Here is a 20,750-nt window from a genome sequence, read left to right as displayed (position 1 = left end):
GTTCTTCGCGTAACCTATTAAAATCATTTACGAACCAGGTTTTGCTCTGCGTTGCGCGATGTTCCCGCTCGGTTCCAGTAGGGTAGAGCGATAGTTCCCGAGCTCGAACTTGAACATGCCCCGCAGGTTGAAATGACCATGCGCCACGGGCGCAACCTTGCTGACGACGTCGTCGGTCAGGATTTCGGGTGCCTCGGCGCGGACATTTTCAATATGGGCCGTATTCCAGGCCATGAGTATGTTGGCAACCAATGACAGGGCACCCGAGATGGCGGCGAGTTGATCTTCGGTGCGACCGCGCTTCGGACCGACATCGCCATTGTGGATCGCCCGTTCCATGAAGTGAACGGATTCGCCCTGGTTCAGCAATTTCAGGATCATTGTCCGAAACGTCTCGTTTCCTAGGTAGTCGCACAGATAGAGGGTACGCAGCATTTTGCCAAATGCGTCCCCCGCCTTGAACAGTCTTTCGCCGCGCGCGGCCGAGCCGAAGCGATCCAGCGCGAAGGTGGCGGAACACCGTCCGGACTTGACTGAAGCGGCCAGCCGTAGGAGATCATCCCATCCTTCATGGACATCCGCCATGCGGACCGTCGGACTGGCGATTGCGGACAACGTGCCCGGCACGTTGAAGCGTCGTGAGACATAGAGTTTCCGATCCTTCAGATCGGCTAGGCGGGGGCACAGGTCGAAACCGAGTATCTTGGCGAAGGCCATGCCGAAGTGGGTAAAGCCGTGCGCATCGACAGCCACGCGGTCGATATCGATAATGCGTTGACGCAGCGCACCCTCGATTGCAGCGCCAGCCTGGCGCCGGTTCAGGATGATCGGCTGGTTATATACGATGCCCCACTGGTCCATGATGTGCGCGTAGGTGCCGACGGCGAAGCTCTTGCGCCGCGGTTCGGTGCGGGCGTTCCAGAGCTGTCGGCGAACAACAAAGGACCATTCAACAGCCGGAAAAGTAAGGCTTGGCGGAATTATGCCCTCAAGTGGCCTTAAGGTGCCAGCGCAATTGCTCGAGGCGTTTTAGCTATCTCAGTCGTGGAATGAAAAATTTGCCGGAAACTGTTGAAAACGGCTACACAAGGGCACCGTTTTTGTTTTGCCGATCTTGGAGCCTGTTATGAGAGAAAGCGACCTCAACCGCATTTGCAGACTTCAGCTTTTCGCCGATATGACACCGGAAAGTTTTGCGCGTGCAACACACGGGTCATTGCTGCAAAAATATCCGGCTGGCACCACCTTGCTCTTTGAGGCGGACAATGTCGATTTTCTCTATATTTTGCTCGATGGCAGTGTGGAGCTTCAGGCGCAATGGCACGATAAAGAAAGCACAATGGCGGTGCTGCGGCCAATCTCGACCTTCATACTGGCCGCTGTCGTCCTTGAGGCTCCAGCCTTGATGTCGGCCAAAACTCTGGATCGCTCCGAGATTATCATGATCCCGGCAGACGGCCTCAGAAAAACGATGCAGGAGGATGCGAGCTTTGCCTTCGCCGTCGCGCAAGAGCTGTCTGGTTGCTATCGTGGCCTTGTTCGCACTATCAAGGGGCAAAAATTACGTTCGGGCACGGAACGGCTGGCCAACTACTTGCTTACGCAACAGGTGCGGCAAGGCAGTAAGGACACCATCGAACTGCCGCATGAAAAAAGAATTCTGGCATCTCTTCTCGGCCTGACGCCGGAAAGCTTGTCGCGCGCCTTTGCAGGTTTGGCAAAGTACAATGTGGAGGTTCATGGCGCGTCAGTAACGCTTGGCAATGCTGTCGGCCTGCGCAGACTGGCGCGGCCTGACCCGCTTATCGATAATCACATGCCGCCGAAAGACGCGGTGCATGGCAAGGCGGTCAAAGAGATGTGGCCGGAAAGCGAGCGGAGTTGCAGCCGCGAGATCGACTGACTTACCAAAGATCAAGTCATCGGTCCAACTGCCTCAATATGCCAGTTATCCGGTCTTAAGGCGAAGCGGGTCTGCTCAGGGTAAACATAGTCAACCTCAACTAAGGCACAGCACATGTTTACAGAACCTTTTATCGATCTGAGCGTCCATCACCAGCCCAAAGGCTTTTCCGACCATTTCGCCCACGGTTTTACCAAAGTGCTGCGCTTCTGTGCGGACACATTTTTTGCCAAGCGCTACGGTCACAGGGCCATCGTACTCGAAACCGTGGCGGCGGTTCCCGGCATGGTCGGAGCCACCATCAACCATCTGAAATGCCTGCGCCGGATGCAGGATGACAATGGTTGGATTCGCACCTTGATGGAGGAAGCCGAAAACGAGCGCATGCACCTTATGACCTTTGTGGACGTGGCGAAGCCCACCCTGTTTGAGCGGTTCGTTATTATCGGCGTTCAGTGGGTCTTTTATCTGGCTTTCTTTGCCCTCTACCTTACCTCCGCCCGAACCGCACACAGGGTCGTTGGGTATTTTGAGGAAGAGGCCGTTATCAGCTATACTCATTATCTTAAAGAGATCGATGAAGGGCGCAGCAAAAACGTGCCGGCCCCAGAGATTGCCAAACGCTACTGGAATTTGCCGGAAACCGCCACCTTGCGCGATGTCGTTATCGTAGTGCGGGCGGACGAAGCGCATCACCGCGATGTCAATCATGGTTTTTCGAACATGCTTCACGGCAAGCCTGTCGATCCGGGGGCACTGACCACCTATCCGATCGGTCATACGCAAGCGACTGGGAAGGTTGCCGCTTGATCAAGCCTTATGGGCCGCAATATTGCGGCCCGTAAGGCTTATGTTTCAGGCTTGTGCAGGATCACGCATATGATCTCTTCCATCAGCAAGGCCATTAAAATAGTTCAGGACGCAGGCTTTTCTCTGGAGCCTGATGGCGAAGGGCTGTGGCGCATAAATGGTGGCGAGTGGTTTTCTTCTGCGCGCTTGACCAAGTTCGCGTACGATCTGCTTTTATCTCGAAATCAGCAGGGACATTGTCTGCCGCGTTTGCGCCCGCCTGTTTGAAGCCTTGGCGCAAACAACACACCTCTCCAGAGAGCATGTGTTGCAAACTGTTTTTCAGCGTCCCAGTGCAGATTTCAACAAGACATGCCGATAATTTATTAAAATTGTGAACAATACCGAGACGCCGTTATTACGCGCAAAGACGCAATATGGTTTTGCGCCATATGTCTCAAGATTACCTAAAACCTACAGCGTCAAGATCGCGTCTGCAACGTTCAGCACAGGCTTGGCGGTTTGAAATCTCAAACCTTTTTTGAAAGAGATAGCCATGGCTGAGCCAAAAACCCCCGAGATTGAGCAATTATCTCCATGGTGGGGGCGTGCCGTCGCTTTTACATTTGCTCTGGGTTTTGCGGTTCTGATCCTGCTGACGGTCAAGGCTTACCAAAACGCGCCACCTATTGCTGAGCGTGTGGTTGATCCGTCGGGTCTGCTCATCTTTACCGGCGATAATGTCCGCGATGGTCAGGAGGTATTCCTCAAGCACGACTTGATGGATAATGGTACAATCTGGGGGCATGGCGGCTATCTTGGCCCCGACTTTAGCGCGACCGTTCTGCATGACTGGGCGGTTGATCTGGCGCAACGCACGGCCCAGACGCGGTTTTCAAAAGACTATGCCGATCTGAATGCTGGCGAAAAGGGCGCCGTCGATGGTGAGGTTGGCGCGCTGCTGAAAGCCAATCATTATGATGCCGCGACCAAGACGCTCACGCTTCTGCCTGCTGGCGCGCAAACCTTCCACAATGAAATCGGTGTCTGGCAACGCTATTTCGAAAACCCTTCAGATGATGGCGGTTTGCAGGTCAGGGCGGTTAGCGACCCAAAGGAACTGCATGATCTAACAGCGTTTTTCACATGGGCGGCATGGAGTTCGGTGGCAGAGCGCCCCGGCACCCATCATTCCTATACCAACAACTTCCCCTATGACGCTCTGGCCGGTAACCGTCCATCGGGTGCCGCTTTGTTGTGGAGCGCCGTCAGTTTCATTGCGCTGCTTGGCGGCATTGCCATCGTTCTGCTCGTCTTTGGCAAGTTTGACTATCTGGGTTGGCACGGTACGCCATCAACACGCGAACGCTGGATCTTAAGCGTGTCGCAAAGTGCAACCTTGAAATTCATGGTCGTGGCGGCCTTGCTGTTCCTCATGCAAAGCCTTGTTGGGGCAGGGGTGGCCCATTATCGCGCCGAACCGGGTTCGTTTTACGGTTTTGACCTGACCACGATCTTCCCCAGCAATCTGTTGCGCGCATGGCATTTGCAAACGGCCATCTTCTGGATCGCCACCTCCTATGTTGCAGGCGCGCTCTTTGTGGCCGAACTGCTGGGCGGTTTCAGTCCGAAGCGGCAGACTCTGGGCATCAATATATTGTTTGTCGGCATTGCCTTTGTCGCCGTCGGCAGTCTGCTCGGCGAATGGGCCAGTCTTTTGGGCTGGCTGCCGAAAACATGGTTCTGGCTTGGCGATCAGGGCTGGGAATATCTTGAGATCGGCCGTTTTTGGCAATATTTGCTGGCCGCTGCTCTGCTATTCTGGTTCTACCTGATCTGGCGGGCTGTGGCGCCAGCGTGGCATGACCCGGTAAAACGCGGCTTTGCCACCTTCTTCCTCATCGCCGCCTTTGCCATTCCGCTTTTCTATGTGCCGGCGCTCTTTTTCGGCGCACGCACCAATTACACGATTGTCGATGCGTGGCGGTTTTGGATCATCCATCTGTGGGTTGAGGGCTTCTTTGAGTTTTTCGTGACAGTGATCGTGGCCATCATCTTTTACGAAATGGGGCTGGTAAGACGCATATCAGCGTTGCGCACCATCTATCTCGACGCCATCCTTTATTTCGGCGGCGGCCTGATCGGCACCGGCCACCACTGGTACTGGACCGGCCAAACCGAGCTTAACCTGGCCATATCGGGGGTGTTTTCGGCGCTCGAAGTTGTCCCGCTCACCCTGATCACTCTTGATGCGTGGGATTTCGTCAAAATCACCCACGGCGAGGACAGCATCGTAAAACGTCACCGCTGGACATTCTACTTTTTGATGTCGGTCGGTTTCTGGAACTTCCTAGGCGCGGGCGTTTTCGGTTTCCTGATCAATACGCCCATTGTCAGCTATTACGAGGTCGGCACAATCCTCACACCCAATCACGGCCACGCCGCCATGATGGGTGTCTTCGGGATGTTGGGCGTAGGGCTGATGCTGTTCGTTCTGCGTGAGACGGTCTCTGACCGCCTGTGGCCGAAACTCGAAAAGCTGGTGAGGGTGGCCTTCTGGGGCCTGAATGTCGGGCTGGCCATGATGGTTGTGTTCAGCCTGTTCCCGGGCGGCATATTACAGGTCTGGGACGTGGTCGAACACGGCTACTGGCACGGCCGCAGTCTGGCCTATACGGGTGCACCTCTGGCGCGCACGCTGGAATGGATGCGGATGCCGGGTGATGTGGTGTTTATCTTTGCCGGTGCCGTGCCGCTCGTGATCTCAGTAGTGTGGGGCTATTTGTCGCTTTGGGGTAGGCCCCGTTCGGCTTCTGTTTATACCAACCTCAGGTAATCAGCACTCTTTGGCCCATTCTTGAATTCCGAGGGATGGTCAATACGCCGTGGCATTTGAGGAAAAGATGGGCGCTCATTTGGGGTTTTGGATTCGTTAGGTCAGTCATGAACTGTACTGTCTGGGTTACATCTAAAACTTTAGAAAGAGTGTTTCGTCGACTGCACTTGCGGGCGCCCCAGGCTCAAGCCTTACGCTCTCCCGCGGCAATATATGGCGCTGTTGCAAATTTTCGCCTGCGTACCCAACTTCGGGATTTTGACTGCGGGTTGAGCGGATGAATGACTTCAAGGGGCGCCACCATAAGGGCGAGATCATTCTTTGGGCAGTGCGCTGGTATTGCAAATACGGTATCAGCTACCGCGACCTTGAAACCATGCTGGCCGAGCGTGGCGTGGATGTTGATCACTCGACGATTTTCCGCTGGGTACAGAAGTATGCGCCAGAGATCGAAAAGCGACTGCGTTGGTACTGGAGGGCGCCTTCAATCGGGCGCTCGTGGCGGGTCGACGAGACATATGTGAAGGTCAGTGGCAAGTGGGTTTATCTGTACCGAGCGGTTGATAAAACAGGTGAACGATTGACTTTTACCTGTCCTCGACGCGCAACGCGAAAGCCGCCAAACGCTTTCTCGGCAAGGCTTTACACGGTCTGAAAGATTGGGAAAAGCCTTTGAAGATCAACACTGACAAGGCTGCTGCCTACGGGGTTGCCATATCTGAGCTTAAAAAAGAAGGAAAATGTCTTGAGGATATGGAACATCGACAGGTCAAATATCTGAACAATGTCGTCGAGGCGGACCACGGCAAACTCAAGCGTTTAATCAAGCCAACTTTAGGCTTCAAATCTATGAAGACGGCCTATGCGACTCTCAAAGGCTTTGAGGTGATGCACGCTTTGAAAAAGGGCCAGGCCAAGATCTGGCAATATCAGGACGGCATCATAGGCGAAGTGCGTCTGATCGAGCGCAATTTCGGGATTTACAATGTCTGAAGACCGCGTAGCTTAAACAGACTATTCCCATTTTTAAATTTTGCAACAGCGCCGGCAAGACATCGGTGCGAGTTGGCTGAATGCCTCGGACGAGACTATCGAGGCGATCCTTGAAACGGGCAAAATAGTGGAGGTGAAGCGATGAACGGAAAGAGCAGAATGCGCGAGGCGATTCTTGAAGCGGCTGCCGATTTGCACAGTGCTGGTCTTATGGGTGTCGAAAAATACCAGAAGATCACAAGTCGCCATTTGGATAAGAAGGCGCTGCCTACAGTGGCACCAATATCCAGCGATGAAATCCGCGAGGTGCGGGAAACGGCGCACTTGAGCCAGGCCGCATTTGCGAAATACCTGAATGTGTCGAAGGGCTACGTTTCTGATCTGGAGCGAGGGGCCAAGCAGCCGAAAGGCCCGGCGCTGGCTTTGCTGAATGTCATTCGGCGTGTCGGGTTCAATTCGATTTTGTAACCGGAACGACAATGGGCCAAGCACATAAATTAAGACCCATTCAGGAAGCCTTGCGGGAAATGGGTGACGATGCGGGTGCCGAATGTGTTAGGAGTGACCCAACCCCGCAATTCCGACCTGCTGCGCGGAAAAATCGGTCTGTTCGGCCTGGACATGCTTGTCACCATGATCGCCAAGACCGGCCAACACGTCGAAATGCGGATTTCCCGCGCCCCATAGCGCAAAGCGTAAAAATAGGCCATAATATCGGCAGAGGTAGTTATGACGATCAATTTTCAGCTTGGCGGGCACTCCGAGGAATTCGTACAAGGGCAACTCAGCAGCGGGCGTTACACCGATGCGACTGAAGTTGTGCGTGATGCGCTCCGCATTATGGAAGAACGCGACCAGGCGAAGGCCGAAATCCGCGCCAAGATCGCGGCGGGCATGGCCTCGGCGCGAGCCGGTCGGCTCCGTGATGGCGAGGCCGCTATGGCGGAGCTGATGAGCGACCTTGGCGACGAAGCATAGTGAGACGCTACCGCCTCACAGATGAAGCTTATGAAGACCTGGCCGAGATCAAAGCATACCTGATCGAGCAGGATGGAAAGCGCGCCGCCCATTATGTGCTGTCCGCTGTCACGGATGGCTTTCACTTCATTGCGGATACGCCAGGCGCAGGCCACGGCCGCGAAGACCTCACCGACGAGCCAGTAAAATTCTGGGGTGTGTTCTCCTACCTGATTGTTTACGATCCGGCGACAAAGCCTATAAATGTAATCCGCGTCCTCCATTCGGCCCGCGATCTTGGTGCGTTGTTCGAGCGTCAGCCGCCCAGGGCTTAAACTGCGCCGTCCTTCATGCAGTATCGAACCTTCCCCTAAATTCGGGATCATCATAGTAGCGTAGCTTATGCGCGACATGCGGCGCTTGCCCCGCCAGGAACAGGATTTCCGCGTCCGGCGGCAGGCGTCGCACTTCATCGGGCGTCAGCAGCGGCCGGTGTGTTGCTCGCTATAGGACATGCCACTGTCCTCGGAATCGAGGTTACGGCTCATGGTCTGGAAAACAACCGTGTGTTGATTATCGCCTAAAACTGACCCAGGGTTCTCATCGAGAAGTGACCCACCTTTAAGGTATAATCCTATGGGTCATTGGTAAGCGGTGTTCTGCCCCCACGTTCCCTTTTCGGCATTGATCTGCGCATGGCTTGTTCAGAGTTGAACGAGAGGGACTTTCTCCATGGAGACTACACCGGAGATTCTCACTGGAAGGGCGGTCCGCAGTGGGACCCGGCGTTCGCGCCGATGGCCGGATGAGGTCAAGGCGCGGCTTGTTGCAGAGACCTTGCGGCCTGGGGTAAGCGTCAATGAAGTGGCGCGCCGTGCCGGGGTAAAGGCGAACCACCTGTCTTCATGGCGCACCTTGGCGCGGAGGGGCAAGTTGATCTTGCCGGCGCCTGAGGACGACGTTGAATTTAGCGCTCTGGTGGTCAGCGAACCGGCCCCGGTCGCGGCTACGCATCCGGCTATCAGGCCTGAGATCGTGGTCGGGAATGTGACGATCCGTCTTGAAGACGACGCTTCAGCAGATCGTATTGCGGCAGTTGCGTGTGCCATGATGGCGTCGGTATGATCTTCCCGTCAAACCGGGTACGGATCATGGTGGCGACCAAGCCAATCGACTTCCGTAAAGGGCATGATGGTCTTGCCGCACTGGTGAAGAACCAATTGCACAAAGACCCCTTCACCGGCACGGTCTTCGTCTGGACTTGCCCGAAAAAAGTGGAGAGCGAACTTCTAAAATTTGCTAGGAGTTTGATCCATGAAGGACGAGAAGAAGACATTAGGCGGGCGTGGTCGCCATGCTGGTGTGACGCCGGAGTTCCGTGCTGAGGCTGTGCGTCTTGTTGAGACGAGTGGCCGATCTGTTGCCGCAATTGCAGAAGATCTGGGTATTGGAAAATCGACGCTGACGCGCTGGCTGACGCAACATCGGGAGGCCGATCTTTTGTCGGGGCCGCACTCAGACGTCAGCAAGGAGCTGGCGCGGCTTCGCAAAGAGAATGAGATTTTGCGCCAGGAGCGCGACCTTCTAAAAAAAGCAGCCGCCTTCTTCGCGCGGGAGACCACGAAATGATATTTCGGGTCATCGATGCGGAGAAGGCCACCGTTCCTGTCCGCCGCAGTTGCGCCCTGTTCGGCGTCAGCATGAGCGGCTTTTACGCCTGGAAGGGCCGTGCGCCCAGCCGTCGTCAGAAGGATGACCTGGTGCTTCTGGCGCATATCCGGTCGCAGTTCGCCACGTCGCATGAAACCTATGGCAGCCCGCGTATGACGGTCGAATTGCAGGAAGACGGCGTCGAGGTCGGGCGCCATCGCGTTGCCCGTCTGATGCGCGACAACGGTTTGAAGGCCTTGCAGACAAGGCGTTATAAGAAAACGACCGACAGCCATCATGGCGGGCCTGTGGCGCCCAATATTCTGGATCAGGACTTTGAGGCGTCAGCGCCTGACCAGAAATGGGGTGTCGATATCAGCTATATCTGGACGGCGGAGGGTTGGCTTTACCTGGCGATCGTGCTCGATCTTTATTCCCGCCGGATTATCGGCTGGTCGGTCAGCGACCGGTTGAAGAAGGATCTTGCCCTCAATGCCCTGCAACGCGCCATCGCCATACGCAGACCGCCGCGTGGCGTTATTCACCACTCCGACCGCGGCAGCCAATATTGTTCCGAGGCCTACCAAAAGCTCTTGACGGGCCGAGGCTTTATCCTGTCCATGTCGGGCAAGGGCAACTGTTATGACAATGCGATGGTCGAGACGGTGTTCAAGACCATCAAATCCGAGCTGATATGGCGGACGGCCTACAGATCCCGCCAGCAGGCAGAAGCCGAGATATCCCAATATATCGACGGCTTCTACAACCCACGCCGAAGGCATTCCGCCTTAGGCTATATGAGCCCCATCCAGTTCGAGAGCACCGCTCTCAAGCTGGCTGCCTAAAACCCGGTTCGCTCTCCACTTTTTCCGGGCAAGTCCAGTTTGACGGGAAGATCATACCGACGCCATCATGGCACACGCAACTGCCGCAATACGATCTGCTGAAGCGTCGTCTTCAAGACGGATCGTCACATTCCCGACCACGATCTCAGGCCTGATAGCCGGATGCGTAGCCGCGACCGGGGCCGGTTCGCTGACCACCAGAGCGCTAAATTCAACGTCGTCCTCAGGCGCCGGCAAGATCAACTTGCCCCTCCGCGCCAAGGTGCGCCATGAAGACAGGTGGTTCGCCTTTACCCCGGCACGGCGCGCCACTTCATTGACGCTTACCCCAGGCCGCAAGGTCTCTGCAACAAGCCGCGCCTTGACCTCATCCGGCCATCGGCGCGAACGCCGGGTCCCACTGCGGACCGCCCTTCCAGTGAGAATCTCCGGTGTAGTCTCCATGGAGAAAGTCCCTCTCGTTCAACTCTGAACAAGCCATGCGCAGATCAATGCCGAAAAGGGAACGTGGGGGCAGAACACCGCTTACGAACGATCTCCGAGACGAGCGCCGGAGGCCTTTCCTCTGGTCTTCCACCCGTCACGGCACCCAAACGCAGACTCTCACTCTTGCCATATTGCGTCCCGCCGCCTGGAGTTGCGCGACCGTCGCGGCTAGTGAGCTAAGGGTCCGCTGTTCCTTTATATGAAAAGAACCAAACGGCCCGCATTCGCGCACATTCGTACTGACGGCGATCTGCCAGAAGTTATGGCGATATTACAGGTATCCCACCGGAATTGCCCAAACCGCCTTTGACAGGGGGATATCAATTTCCTTTAGGCAGATAACGCACCCATCACCGATCGGCTGTTTCAGGGCTTCCAAGGCCGCGAAGTTCTTTGTGGCACCCAGACTGGGCGTCATCGTCTTCTTGAATTCGATGGGGTAAAGCTTCCCATCCTGACTGATCAGCAGATCAACCTCCCTCTGATCACGGTCACGATAAAAATAGAAATTGCCGACCTTCCCTCGGTTCCAATAGGATTTGAGAATCTCGGCCAGCATATAGGTTTCAAGGATGGCACCCGACATCGCACCAGCTTCGAGAGCTTCCGGCGTCGACCACTGAGTTAGATAGGCGCACAGTCCGGTATCCAGGAAATAGAGCTTCGGCGTCTTGACCAGGCGATTGGTGATATTGTTGTGGTAAGGCTGAAGCATAAAGACAAGCCCCGACGTCTCGAGGATCGAAAGCCAGGCCTTGATCGTTTTCTGGTCGACATCGACATCGCGTGCCATGTCGGCGTAGTTGATGAGTTGGCCGGTGCGGGCTGCCGCGGCGCGGAGGAAGCGTGCGAAGGCGACTTCGTCCCCCACGCGCGTCAGATCTCTGACATCCCGCTGGATATAGGTTTGGATGTAGGAACTATAGAAAATATCTCGCGGCATATCCGGGTTAAGCGCGATAGCCGGGAAGCTTCCTGTCCAGATCGTGTGGTAGACATCGAGGACCGCCGAGCTTGACGGCTGTGGTCGGGCTTTTTCAATCCAATCCAGCGTCGGGAGGAAAGGGCTTTGCGCGACGGCGCGATCATCGCGTTCGGTCTGGGACAGGCCGATCAGATCGAGAATGGCAATCCGACCGGCCAGAGTTTCGGAAATGCCGTGCATCAGATGGAATTTTTGCGAGCCCGTGAGCCAGTACTGGCCGCTGGTTTGATCCTTGTCGACAAGGCCTTTGATGACGCTGAACAACTGCGGTGCATATTGCACCTCGTCTATAATCAGAGGTGCCTTATGTAATTGCAGGAACAGGGCCGGATCGGTTTTTGCTAAGGCGCGTTGATCGAGGTCATCCAGGCTGACGTAACCACGGGTCGCTTCGGCACAGTCCTGAAGCAAAGTCGTCTTGCCAACCTGCCGGGGCCCAGTGATGAGGACGACGGGGAAGACACTGGAGACGGTCTCCAGGGTTTTGCTGAGCGTGCGGTGTCTGTGGCGCATAAATCTCGTCCAATATGGAATTTAATTCCATATTAGCCGAAAACCTGCCTCTTGGCGACAGTCGTCGCTATAAAATTGAGCTACGGCAATAAGAACATCGGACGGCACCTTAGTTGGTTTTGCATAGAGCTTTTTATCTCGGCTGGACTCCCGAATTTAAGCCTCTCCGGATGACGGGCCATGCAAAATCCCCGCTCTTTCGAGCGGGGATGAGCCGAGATACCTACTCGCCTGGGCGGCGCGACCAGATCAGGTGGTAGGTTTCGGAGTCTTCCGCTTGAACCAGGCTGCCGAAGATCGGGGCCGGCAGGGAGGGATCATCGAGCTTCAGCGACACATAGTCGCGGTTGCTTTCGCGTGCTGTCTTGATCCACCCAGCACCGATTTCGATCGTGCCCCAGGGCGTGGTGTATTGAGCGCTTGGCATCAATGACTTCCGGACAGGTCCGGGTTTCGCTCAGTTTGCCACGGCTGGCATGCTGAGAAGTGGATCATCGCTGAGTTGTGCGATGGTTTCAAGGGTAATGTAGCGTCCGCGCTGAACCGCCCATTCGTCATTTTGTTCGAGCAGGATGGCGCCGACCAGTCTGGTGATGGCATCGTCGTTTGGGAAGATGCCCACGACATCGCAGCGACGCTTGATTTCGCCATTGAGCCGTTCAATGGGGTTGGTTGAGTGCAGCTTGATGCGGTGTTCCTTCGGGAAGGTCATATAGGCCAGGACATCGTGCTCAGTCTCGTCCATGATCGTGGCCAGCTTTGGCATTTTGGGCCTGAGCTGGTCGGCGACGTTTCGCCATTGGGTACTCGCCGTTTCCGCCGTCTCCTGGGCGAAGGCCGTGCCGATGAAGGCAGAGACGACGCGTCGCCCGCTCTTGCCGGCATGGGCGCAGACATTGCGCATGAAGTGAACACGGCAGCGCTGCCAGGTGGCGTTGAGAACCTTGGAGACGGCACCCTTGATCCCGATGTGGGCATCAGAGACCACAAGTTTGACACCACGCAGGCCCCGGCGTGTCAGGTTGCGCAGGAACTCTGCCCAGATCGGTTCGGCTTCCGAGGTGCCGACCTCCATGCCCAGCACTTCACGCCTGCCGTCGCTGTTGACGCCAACGCAGATGATGACGGCGACCGAGACGATACGGCCGCCCCGGCGCACCTTCAGATACGTAGCGTCAATCCAGATGTATGGCCATTCCCCTTCAATGGGGCGGTTCAGGAAAGCCTTCACACGGTCATCGATCTCTTCGCACAGCCGACTGACCTGACTCTTGGAGATGCCGCTCATCCCCATCGCCTTGACCAGATCATCGACAGAGCGCGTCGAGATACCCTGAACGTAAGCCTCCTGGATCACAGCCGTCAGTGCCTTCTCGGCCATGCGCCTGGGCTCCAGGAAACCCGGGAAGTAACTGCCTTTACGAAGCTTCGGGATCCGAAGCTCGACCGTGCCTGCGCGTGTTTCCCAGTCTCGGTCACGATAGCCGTTGCGCTGGACCAGCCGGTCGCCGGTTTTCTCATGGTAGCCGGCACCGGTCATGCCGCTCACTTCCAATGCCATCAAGCGTTCAGCCGTGAAGCTGATCATGTCGCGCAACAAATCGCTGTCTGAGGTCTTTTCAACAAGCCCTTTCAGGGCCATCATATCGTCGGTCATCGGTGTTCTTTCGTTCTGGAATGAGTGTCGCAACCCAAACCTATCCGAAAATCACTGATGACCAACCCGCTACGCTAAGGCTCGCTTTGCCCTTTTGAATGGGCAGCGAGCCATGCGCTACGCTCTTACCCAGTTACACCACTCGCTGGGACACGACCTGAAGAACCTGAAGAGCTCGGCGCGCGCAGCGCCCTATTCATAAGCGCCCGGAGCAAAAAATAAGATTTAAACCACGGAAAACACGGATCGCCGCTTCGCGACGTCACGGATGAACAGTGTAAAATTGGAACGGCAACGGCAGACGCGGGCCGTTCTTCTTATCCGTGTCATGGCCAAAGGCATGATCCGTGTTTTCCGTGGTTGAAACCTTAGATAGGCTGGCATCAGGCGCTACGCCCGCCGAATCCGGTTTCGTTTCCGTGGCTAAACCACCGCCTTCAGACGTCCATAAGCCGCCGACAGCTTCGCCAAGGGCGTGTGACGGCTTGAAGAGCCCGGCGCGCAGCGCCCTATCCGTAAGCGCCCGGAGCAAAAAATAAGATTTAAACCACGGAAAACACGGATCGCCGCTTCGCGACGTCACGGATGAACAGTGTAAAATTGGAACGGCAACGGCAGACGCGGGCCTTTCTTCTTATCCGTGTCATGGCCGAAGGCCATGATCCGTGTTTTCCGTGGTTGAAACCTTAGATAGGCTGGCATCAGGCGCTACGCCCGCCGAATCCGGTTTCGTTTCCGTGGCTAAACCACCGCCTTCAGACGTCCATAAGCCGCCGACAGCTTCGCCAAGGGCGTGTGACGGCTTGAAGAGCGGTCGTGTCCCAGCGAGTGGTGTAACTGGGTAAGAGCGTAGCGCATGGCTCGCCGCCCATTCAAAAGGGCAAAGCGAGCCTTAGCGTAGCGGGTTGGTCATCAGTGATTTTCGGATAGGTTTGGGTTGCGACACTCATTCCAGAACGAAAGAACATCGATGACCGACGATATGATGGCCCTGAAAGGGCTTGTTGAAAAGACCTCAGACAGCGATTTGTTGCGCGACATGATCAGCTTCACGGCTGAACGCTTGATGGCATTGGAAGTGAGCGGCATGACCGGTGCCGGCTACCATGAGAAAACCGGCGACCGGCTGGTCCAGCGCAACGGCTATCGTGACCGAGACTGGGAAACACGCGCAGGCACGGTCGAGCTTCGGATCCCGAAGCTTCGTAAAGGCAGTTACTTCCCGGGTTTCCTGGAGCCCAGGCGCATGGCCGAGAAGGCACTGACGGCTGTGATCCAGGAGGCTTACGTTCAGGGTATCTCGACGCGCTCTGTCGATGATCTGGTCAAGGCGATGGGGATGAGCGGCATCTCCAAGAGTCAGGTCAGTCGGCTGTGCGAAGAGATCGATGACCGTGTGAAGGCTTTCCTGAACCGCCCCATTGAAGGGGAATGGCCATACATCTGGATTGACGCTACGTATCTGAAGGTGCGCCGGGGCGGCCGTATCGTCTCGGTCGCCGTCATCATCTGCGTTGGCGTCAACAGCGACGGCAGGCGTGAAGTGCTGGGCATGGAGGTCGGCACCTCGGAAGCCGAACCGATCTGGGCAGAGTTCCTGCGCAACCTGACACGCCGGGGCCTGCGTGGTGTCAAACTTGTGGTCTCTGATGCCCACATCGGGATCAAGGGTGCCGTCTCCAAGGTTCTCAACGCCACCTGGCAGCGCTGCCGTGTTCACTTCATGCGCAATGTCTGCGCCCATGCCGGCAAGAGCGGGCGACGCGTCGTCTCTGCCTTCATCGGCACGGCCTTCGCCCAGGAGACGGCGGAAACGGCGAGTACCCAATGGCGAAACGTCGCCGACCAGCTCAGGCCCAAAATGCCAAAGCTGGCCACGATCATGGACGAGGCTGAGCACGATGTCCTGGCCTATATGACCTTCCCGAAGGAACACCGCATCAAGCTGCACTCAACCAACCCCATTGAACGGCTCAATGGCGAAATCAAGCGTCGCTGCGATGTCGTGGGCATCTTCCCAAACGACGATGCCATCACCAGACTGGTCGGCGCCATCCTGCTCGAACAAAATGACGAATGGGCGGTTCAGCGCGGACGCTACATTACCCTTGAAACCATCGCACAACTCAGCGATGATCCACTTCTCAGCATGCCAGCCGTGGCAAACTGAGCGAAACCCGGACCTGTCCGGAAGTCATTGATGCCAAGCGCTCAATTACACCACGCCCTGGGGCACGATCGCTCTTCTTCAAGCCGCCTCAGCCGCCGCATGGCCCGCAGCCCGTCGCACGCCCTCAGCGAAGGTGACGATCTCAAAACGCATATCGCGCGCCTTAGCCACCAGCCGTTCCAGCACCTGTGGCGTGCAGCCCCAGTCAGAGGGCTGGTCGCGCACATCATGGGTGTAGAGCACCAGCCAGCCGCGCGCCTCATGCGCCGTCTTCATCCAGCCTTGCGCCGTCAGTTCGCCGCACGACCCTTCGATACCGACCGCCGGGGCCTGATTTAGGTCGCTGCCGGAGGTGATGACGCCATGATGCAGGGCGCGGGCGGCGGCGAAGCGCGATCCCAGCACAGCCTTGGCCTGGGGCGACACGTCGCCATAGGGATAGGCGAAGGTTTGCGCGTCAGGCAAGCGCATGGCGCGGAAGGCCTCACGGTTACGCTCAAGCTCGGCGGCGATCTCGTTCGTCTTGCCGCGTCCGCAATCGAAATGGTTATAGGTGTGGCAGGCGATTTCGTGGCCTGCCTGCGACAGGCGCTGTAGGGCCTCGGCCCCGGCAAAGGTGCCGAGATGGCTTTGCGTACCCATCAGGCCGGACGAGATGAAATATGTGCCGCGCGCGCCATAGTTTTCGAGGATGCGCGCGCCATGATCCGCAGACGAAGCCGGGGCGTCATCGAAGCTGAAGGTGATCATCGGGCGGCGCAGATCGAGGCTGGCCGGGCGCGTATGGACGAGGCGGGCATAGCGGCGGCGCAGCTTGCCATATAGCGAACGGTCGGCGGCGTAAGGGGTTTCAGCGTTCATCAGACCACATCGGCATAGAGGGCGGCGCGGTAGAGCCGTAAGGTAAAGGCGCGCAGGTTCAGCGGCATCAGGCTGCTTAAAGCCACGGCTTTCAGCATGGGACGCCACAGCCTGCGCAAAGGCGCGCGCTGCAAGAGGCGGGCCACGCGATAGCTGGGATAGCTGGCAATCACCTCGCGGTGGCGGGCCACGACACGGGCGAAATTGCCGACCGATTGCTCATATTTGCGCGTCAGGGTTTCGGGGCGGTCGAGCCCCATATGGGTGGCGGTATTGTCGATATGACCAACGCCATAACGGCCCGCGACGCGGATACCCCATTCGGTATCCTCCCAGCCCCAGCCGGTAAAGGCGGCGTCGAAACCCTCGGCCTCAAACACATCGCGGCGCACCAAAAGATTAGAGGTAAAGACGTATTTTTCCGGGTTTTGTGAGCGCGCCTCGGCATCGAGGCAATCGCTGTGGCCGGCCATCGCGTAATGCAGGGCGAAGGCGGGGTCTTTCGGCGACTGATGCAGCGAAAAACCACCGAAAACGGCGGCGGGCAGGCGCTGGGTTTCGCCCAGCCAGCGATCGAGGAAATCGGGGCTGTCGGGCAGCATGTCGGCGTCGAGAAACAGGAAGAAATCGCCTCGCGCCGCGCTGGTCAGGCGGTTGCGGCCGCGCGCCCGGCCTTCGTTTTGCGGCAATGTGATCAGTTCGCCAGCCAGCGGACTGTGGCTCAGAAAATCCGCGATGGCGGCGGTGATGTCAGGGCGGTTGGAGCCGTCATCGATCAGGATGATCTCGATGGCCTGCGGCTGGCGGGTGTGCAGGGCACGCAACAGATCGAGCGGGGATTCATTGTAAAACGGCACCAGCACCGACAGGCGCGGCGTCACCGAGGCATAGGCGGCGTTGCGAAAGGGTTTTGTCATGATGTTGCCCTGGCGAAGACCTTGGCGCGCAGGCGGTTGATGATGGCAAGCGTAGGCGCGCGCATGTCGTTGAGATCGAGCAGCCACGCTAATGCACCATAGATGGCCATGCCGGTCAGGCTCTTGGCGGCCAGTTCGGCGATGCCGCCCCAGCGCGGCATGACGGCCAGCACCGCCATCATGACGAGGACGCAAGCCGCCGTCTTGGCGAGGTCTGTCAGCGGCACCGGCAGGCGCAGGGTGTTGAGGCCAAGGCCCCATGAGGCGGCGAGGCCGAGCCCGAAAGAGATGGCCGAGGCCAGCGCCGCGCCTTGCAGCCCCATGACCGGGATGAGAGCGAGGTTGAGGCCGATATTGGAGATGGCGGGCACGCTCATGGCCGCCACCAGTAGGCGGGTTTTGCGGGCAAGTGTGAAGGCTTGCAGGAAATAATAGGTGTTGAGGCCGGAAAACAGCGCGCCCAGCGCAATCAGCGGCGTGACGCCAAGCGCCTGATCGCGCAGGCCTTCGCCGATCAGCAGGCCGCCCAGCGAAGGGGCCACCATCACCAGTCCGCCCACAGCCGGAAACAGCACAAAGGCTATGGTGCGCAACTGGTGGCGGGCCGTGGCCTTCAATGCCGCTTCGCCGCCGTTTTCCAAGGCATGAACCATGGCCGGTGCGCCTGCCGCGCCAAACCAGATGAACAACACATCCAGGATGCGCGAGGCCAGCGAAAAACCGGCATGATAGGCCCCGGCCTCGGCATCATTGAGGAAATGGGCGATCAGGAAACGGTCGGCAGTATAGAGCGCCAGAGTCAGGATGAGGCTGGCCGAAACGGGGAAGCCGTAATAGGCGAATTGCACGGCCTGAGCGCGCTCAAAACGGCCACGAATGGCGCGGCCCCAGTCTTCGCGCACGATAAAGGGCAGTAAAAACAGCGCGATCAGGCCCCCACCCAGCACGGGCGATGCGCCGCCCACGCCCGCCAGCGCGCAGCCGACGCCGATCACGAATGCGCCGACCGTCTGGCTCATATCGATCATGGCGGCCATCGCCACGCGGCCTTCGGATTTGCGCTGTTCCTGCACCAGCTTGGCCAGTGAGCGCGCGACCACGCTGCCGAGGCCCAGCGCTATGGCCGTTTTCAGCGCGTGGGCAGACGGCGTGTGGGCGGGCCATAACACAAGGCCGGTAATGCAGACCGCCCCGAACAGCAGCGCCACGCCGATGAACAGGCGGTACAGGGTGCCATAAAGCACCGGGGCTTCGGTATCATCGCGGGCATGGGCGGGATAGAAACGCGCCATCGAGGCTTCGATCCAGGTGAAGAAGGCAGTCTGGGCCAGACTGGACACGCCGAAGGTCAGGGCATAGATGCCGTAGGCTTCGGGCGTCAGCACGCGCGTGAACACCATCAGCGTGGCGAAACCGATCAGGCCTTGCAGGATGTTGGCGGGCAGATAGCCCCATAGACCACGCGAGAACATCACACCCCTCCGAGGCCGCAGGCCGAGGCAAGGGCGAATGCCCGCCCGAGCTTATGCGAGGCGAGCCTGCGTGGCGTCTGAACGCCTGAATGCGTTGATGCGGCCAGCATCAGCGCACCGTCTTCGCGTCGCCGAGCAGGCAGGGGATGGTCATGGCCATGATCCACAGATCGAGCCACAAGGAATGGCGTTCGATATAATCGACATCGAAGGCGATGCGGCGGCGCACGTCTTCGGGCAGGTCCATCGCGCCGCGCGAGCCATTGATCTGCGCCCAACCGGTCATGCCGGGTTTCATGCGGTGCCGCCAGGCATATTCGGCCACGAGGCGCGCGCTTTCATCGGGGCCGGTCTTCATGCCGATAGCGTGAGGGCGCGGCCCCACCAGCGACATTTCGCCCGCCAGCACATTGAAAAGCTGCGGCAGTTCGTCGAGCGAGGTCTTGCGGATGAAGCGCCCGATACGGGTGACGCGCGGATCGCCTTTCATCACCTGCTGCTGGGCGGTATGGTCGGTCAGGTGGGTGTGCATCGAGCGGAATTTCCAGACGCGGATGGCTTCGTTGTTGAAGCCGTGGCGGCGCTGGCGGAAGAAGACCGGGCCGGGGCTGTCGAGCTTGATGGCGATGGCCACGGCCAGCATGACGGGCGCGAAAATGAGCAGGGCCAGGGTGCCGACGACCAGATCTTCGGCGCGTTTGATCATCTCCTTGCGTTCGTCTTCGGAAATGCCGGAAATGCGCGCCAGCGGCAGATCGGACAGACGCGACAGGGCGGCATTGCGTTCATAATCATTATCGACATCGACCAGCAGGGCCACCTGATTGGGCAGGCTGCGCAGTTTTTCAACAATGTCCTTCAGGCGCGCCTTGGCCGAGGTGTCGATGGCCACCACGATTTGATCGACGAAGGGCGTGATCTTGTGGCCGAGCAGGGACTGCACATCGCCCAGCACCGGCACACCGGCCACGCTGTGCGGATTGCGCGCCATGCGGTCGTCGAAAATGCCGAGAATATTGACGTCGCGCTGTAGGGTGGCGGCTTCGATCAGCTTGCGGGCATGGCGCGTGGCGCCGACAATGACGATATTGGGCGTCAGCCGGCCCTGTTTGCGCCAGCGCCTGACTGCGCTCCACCACAAAAGATGCAGGGCGGCGAACCCGGCGGCAGTCATGGCGGCCCAGTTGGTCAGTCCGTTCATCAAAGCGGCGCGCCCGGTCGGCAACAGGGCGAAAAGCAGACCGGCGATCAGGGCGATAGCCAGAGCGAAGGCCAGTTTCGCCAGATGGTGAATGGGGTTTTCGTTGCGGCCGAAGCGATAGAGACCGAACATGTTCAGGCCGGTGGCCAGGGCGGCGGCGGCGGCGATGAACGGCAAAACATCACCCAGAGGCGCGCGCAGCCAGTGGCCGTGGGTGGCGGGCATGGCGGCGATGAGGGTCAGAATAAGCAGGGCGATCAGGTCGAGGCTGCGGAAAAGCCGCACCGACATGCCGCCCGACCGCCGCAACCGCGCCGAGACGAGCTTTTCCGGCCGGAACGGCCCGCGGCGATCTTCGGGATCGCTGCTGAGGGCCGTGGCGGCGTTGACGGGGGCGTTAAAGGCGACGTTCATGACCTGAGGGGGAGGGCTTCTGTCCTGCCCGGAACCTTACGGCATATGGCTTAGGCTCAGGTTAACGCGAGTGAATTTTTATGAATTTGTTGCGGGAGAGT

General features: G+C 58.1%; 22 protein-coding genes and 1 pseudogene. 13 read left to right on the top strand and 10 right to left on the bottom strand.

Annotated elements, in window-relative coordinates; translation table 11 throughout:
- Window positions 1–27 precede the first annotated feature (27 nt).
- Window positions 28–981, bottom strand: coding sequence for a Tn3 family transposase (locus QB905_RS05310; protein ID WP_282975580.1), 954 nt, complete (start codon window positions 979–981; stop codon window positions 28–30).
- Window positions 982–1,126: 145 nt separating this feature from the next.
- Here QB905_RS05310 and QB905_RS05305 point away from each other — a divergent pair, with 145 nt between their 5' ends.
- The 9 genes and pseudogenes from QB905_RS05305 (at window position 1,127) to QB905_RS05260 (ending at window position 7,813) form a co-directional block, all read left to right on the top strand.
- A complete protein-coding gene (locus QB905_RS05305; RefSeq protein WP_282973503.1) occupies window positions 1,127–1,903 on the top strand; it encodes a cyclic nucleotide-binding domain-containing protein in 777 nt (258 codons plus the stop codon).
- A 114-nt stretch (window positions 1,904–2,017) separates the two neighbouring features.
- On the top strand, window positions 2,018–2,713 hold the full coding sequence (locus QB905_RS05300) for an alternative oxidase (protein WP_282973502.1): 696 nt from the start codon (window positions 2,018–2,020) through the stop codon (window positions 2,711–2,713).
- Between the two features lie 69 nt (window positions 2,714–2,782).
- Complete coding sequence (locus tag QB905_RS05295) at window positions 2,783–2,980, top strand: hypothetical protein (RefSeq protein WP_282973501.1); 198 nt, start codon at window positions 2,783–2,785, stop codon at window positions 2,978–2,980.
- A gap of 268 nt (window positions 2,981–3,248) precedes the next feature.
- Window positions 3,249–5,528 carry a nitric-oxide reductase large subunit gene (locus QB905_RS05290; protein ID WP_282973500.1) on the top strand — a complete coding sequence of 760 codons (2,280 nt, stop codon included), beginning with the start codon at window positions 3,249–3,251 and terminating at the stop codon, window positions 5,526–5,528.
- A 277-nt stretch (window positions 5,529–5,805) separates the two neighbouring features.
- A pseudogene (locus tag QB905_RS05285) lies at window positions 5,806–6,380 on the top strand (IS6 family transposase); the annotation flags it as partial.
- 300 nt (window positions 6,381–6,680) lie between these two features.
- Window positions 6,681–6,989, top strand: a complete 309-nt coding sequence (locus QB905_RS05275; RefSeq protein ID WP_282973498.1) for a helix-turn-helix domain-containing protein — start codon at window positions 6,681–6,683, stop codon at window positions 6,987–6,989.
- 93 nt (window positions 6,990–7,082) lie between these two features.
- Entirely contained in the window at window positions 7,083–7,208 is a 126-nt protein-coding gene (locus QB905_RS05270; RefSeq protein ID WP_461781766.1) for an XRE family transcriptional regulator, read from the top strand.
- 42 nt (window positions 7,209–7,250) lie between these two features.
- Window positions 7,251–7,499, top strand: a complete 249-nt coding sequence (locus tag QB905_RS05265; RefSeq protein ID WP_282973497.1) for a type II toxin-antitoxin system ParD family antitoxin — start codon at window positions 7,251–7,253, stop codon at window positions 7,497–7,499.
- The gene (locus QB905_RS05260; protein ID WP_282973496.1) at window positions 7,499–7,813 is read left to right on the top strand and encodes a type II toxin-antitoxin system RelE/ParE family toxin; all 315 of its coding nucleotides are present in this window, start codon (window positions 7,499–7,501) and stop codon (window positions 7,811–7,813) included. The genes QB905_RS05265 and QB905_RS05260 overlap by 1 nt, the downstream gene beginning before the upstream one ends.
- A gap of 13 nt (window positions 7,814–7,826) precedes the next feature.
- Here the strand turns inward: QB905_RS05260 and QB905_RS05255 are convergent, their stop codons facing one another.
- Window positions 7,827–7,946 (bottom strand): hypothetical protein, encoded by a 120-nt coding sequence (locus tag QB905_RS05255; RefSeq protein WP_282973495.1) that lies wholly within the window; start codon window positions 7,944–7,946, stop codon window positions 7,827–7,829.
- Window positions 7,947–8,210: 264 nt separating this feature from the next.
- Between QB905_RS05255 and tnpA (QB905_RS15275) the strand changes: the two genes are divergently transcribed.
- The 3 genes from tnpA (QB905_RS15275) (at window position 8,211) to QB905_RS05250 (ending at window position 9,973) form a co-directional block, all read left to right on the top strand.
- Window positions 8,211–8,603, top strand: a complete 393-nt coding sequence (gene tnpA / locus QB905_RS15275) for an IS66-like element accessory protein TnpA (RefSeq protein ID WP_461781760.1) — start codon at window positions 8,211–8,213, stop codon at window positions 8,601–8,603.
- On the top strand, window positions 8,600–8,863 hold the full coding sequence (gene tnpB, locus QB905_RS15270) for an IS66 family insertion sequence element accessory protein TnpB (RefSeq protein ID WP_461781765.1): 264 nt from the start codon (window positions 8,600–8,602) through the stop codon (window positions 8,861–8,863). The genes tnpA (QB905_RS15275) and tnpB overlap by 4 nt, the downstream gene beginning before the upstream one ends.
- Window positions 8,793–9,973 (top strand): IS3 family transposase gene (locus tag QB905_RS05250; RefSeq protein ID WP_282973104.1). Its coding sequence is split into 2 segments (ribosomal slippage): window positions 8,793–9,087 and window positions 9,087–9,973, totalling 1,182 coding nucleotides; the frame shifts between segments, so codons are not numbered across the junction. The genes tnpB and QB905_RS05250 overlap by 71 nt, the downstream gene beginning before the upstream one ends.
- 51 nt (window positions 9,974–10,024) lie before the next feature.
- Here QB905_RS05250 and tnpA (QB905_RS15265) read toward each other — a convergent pair.
- The 4 genes from tnpA (QB905_RS15265) to QB905_RS05235 form a co-directional block, all read right to left on the bottom strand.
- Window positions 10,025–10,417: an IS66-like element accessory protein TnpA gene (tnpA, locus tag QB905_RS15265; protein ID WP_461781760.1), complete on the bottom strand. Its 393-nt coding sequence runs from the start codon at window positions 10,415–10,417 to the stop codon at window positions 10,025–10,027.
- A gap of 313 nt (window positions 10,418–10,730) precedes the next feature.
- Complete coding sequence (locus QB905_RS05245; protein ID WP_282973494.1) at window positions 10,731–11,957, bottom strand: ATP-binding protein; 1,227 nt, start codon at window positions 11,955–11,957, stop codon at window positions 10,731–10,733.
- A 223-nt stretch (window positions 11,958–12,180) separates the two neighbouring features.
- Window positions 12,181–12,384 carry a DUF736 domain-containing protein gene (locus tag QB905_RS05240; RefSeq protein ID WP_282973493.1) on the bottom strand — a complete coding sequence of 68 codons (204 nt, stop codon included), beginning with the start codon at window positions 12,382–12,384 and terminating at the stop codon, window positions 12,181–12,183.
- Between the two features lie 30 nt (window positions 12,385–12,414).
- Window positions 12,415–13,614 (bottom strand): IS256 family transposase, encoded by a 1,200-nt coding sequence (locus tag QB905_RS05235; protein WP_282973492.1) that lies wholly within the window; start codon window positions 13,612–13,614, stop codon window positions 12,415–12,417.
- Window positions 13,615–14,584: 970 nt separating this feature from the next.
- On the opposite strand from QB905_RS05235, the gene QB905_RS05230 reads away from it, so the two are divergent.
- Entirely contained in the window at window positions 14,585–15,784 is a 1,200-nt protein-coding gene (locus QB905_RS05230) for an IS256 family transposase (RefSeq protein ID WP_282973106.1), read from the top strand.
- Between the two features lie 78 nt (window positions 15,785–15,862).
- On the opposite strand, the gene QB905_RS05225 is transcribed toward QB905_RS05230, so the two are convergent.
- From QB905_RS05225 to QB905_RS05210, 4 genes are all read right to left on the bottom strand, one after another.
- A complete protein-coding gene (locus tag QB905_RS05225) occupies window positions 15,863–16,645 on the bottom strand; it encodes a polysaccharide deacetylase family protein (protein ID WP_282973491.1) in 783 nt (260 codons plus the stop codon).
- Entirely contained in the window at window positions 16,645–17,562 is a 918-nt protein-coding gene (locus QB905_RS05220; RefSeq protein ID WP_282973490.1) for a glycosyltransferase family 2 protein, read from the bottom strand. The genes QB905_RS05225 and QB905_RS05220 overlap by 1 nt, the downstream gene beginning before the upstream one ends.
- Complete coding sequence (locus tag QB905_RS05215) at window positions 17,559–19,034, bottom strand: lipopolysaccharide biosynthesis protein (protein ID WP_282973489.1); 1,476 nt, start codon at window positions 19,032–19,034, stop codon at window positions 17,559–17,561. The genes QB905_RS05220 and QB905_RS05215 overlap by 4 nt, the downstream gene beginning before the upstream one ends.
- Window positions 19,035–19,143: 109 nt before the next feature.
- Window positions 19,144–20,649 carry an undecaprenyl-phosphate glucose phosphotransferase gene (locus tag QB905_RS05210; protein WP_282973488.1) on the bottom strand — a complete coding sequence of 502 codons (1,506 nt, stop codon included), beginning with the start codon at window positions 20,647–20,649 and terminating at the stop codon, window positions 19,144–19,146.
- Between the last annotated feature and the right edge of the window lie 101 nt (window positions 20,650–20,750).

The sequence above is a fragment of the Asticcacaulis sp. EMRT-3 genome, from assembly GCF_030027245.1.
Classification (GTDB): domain Bacteria; phylum Pseudomonadota; class Alphaproteobacteria; order Caulobacterales; family Caulobacteraceae; genus Asticcacaulis.
This window is presented reverse-complemented; position numbering and strand designations above follow the sequence as displayed.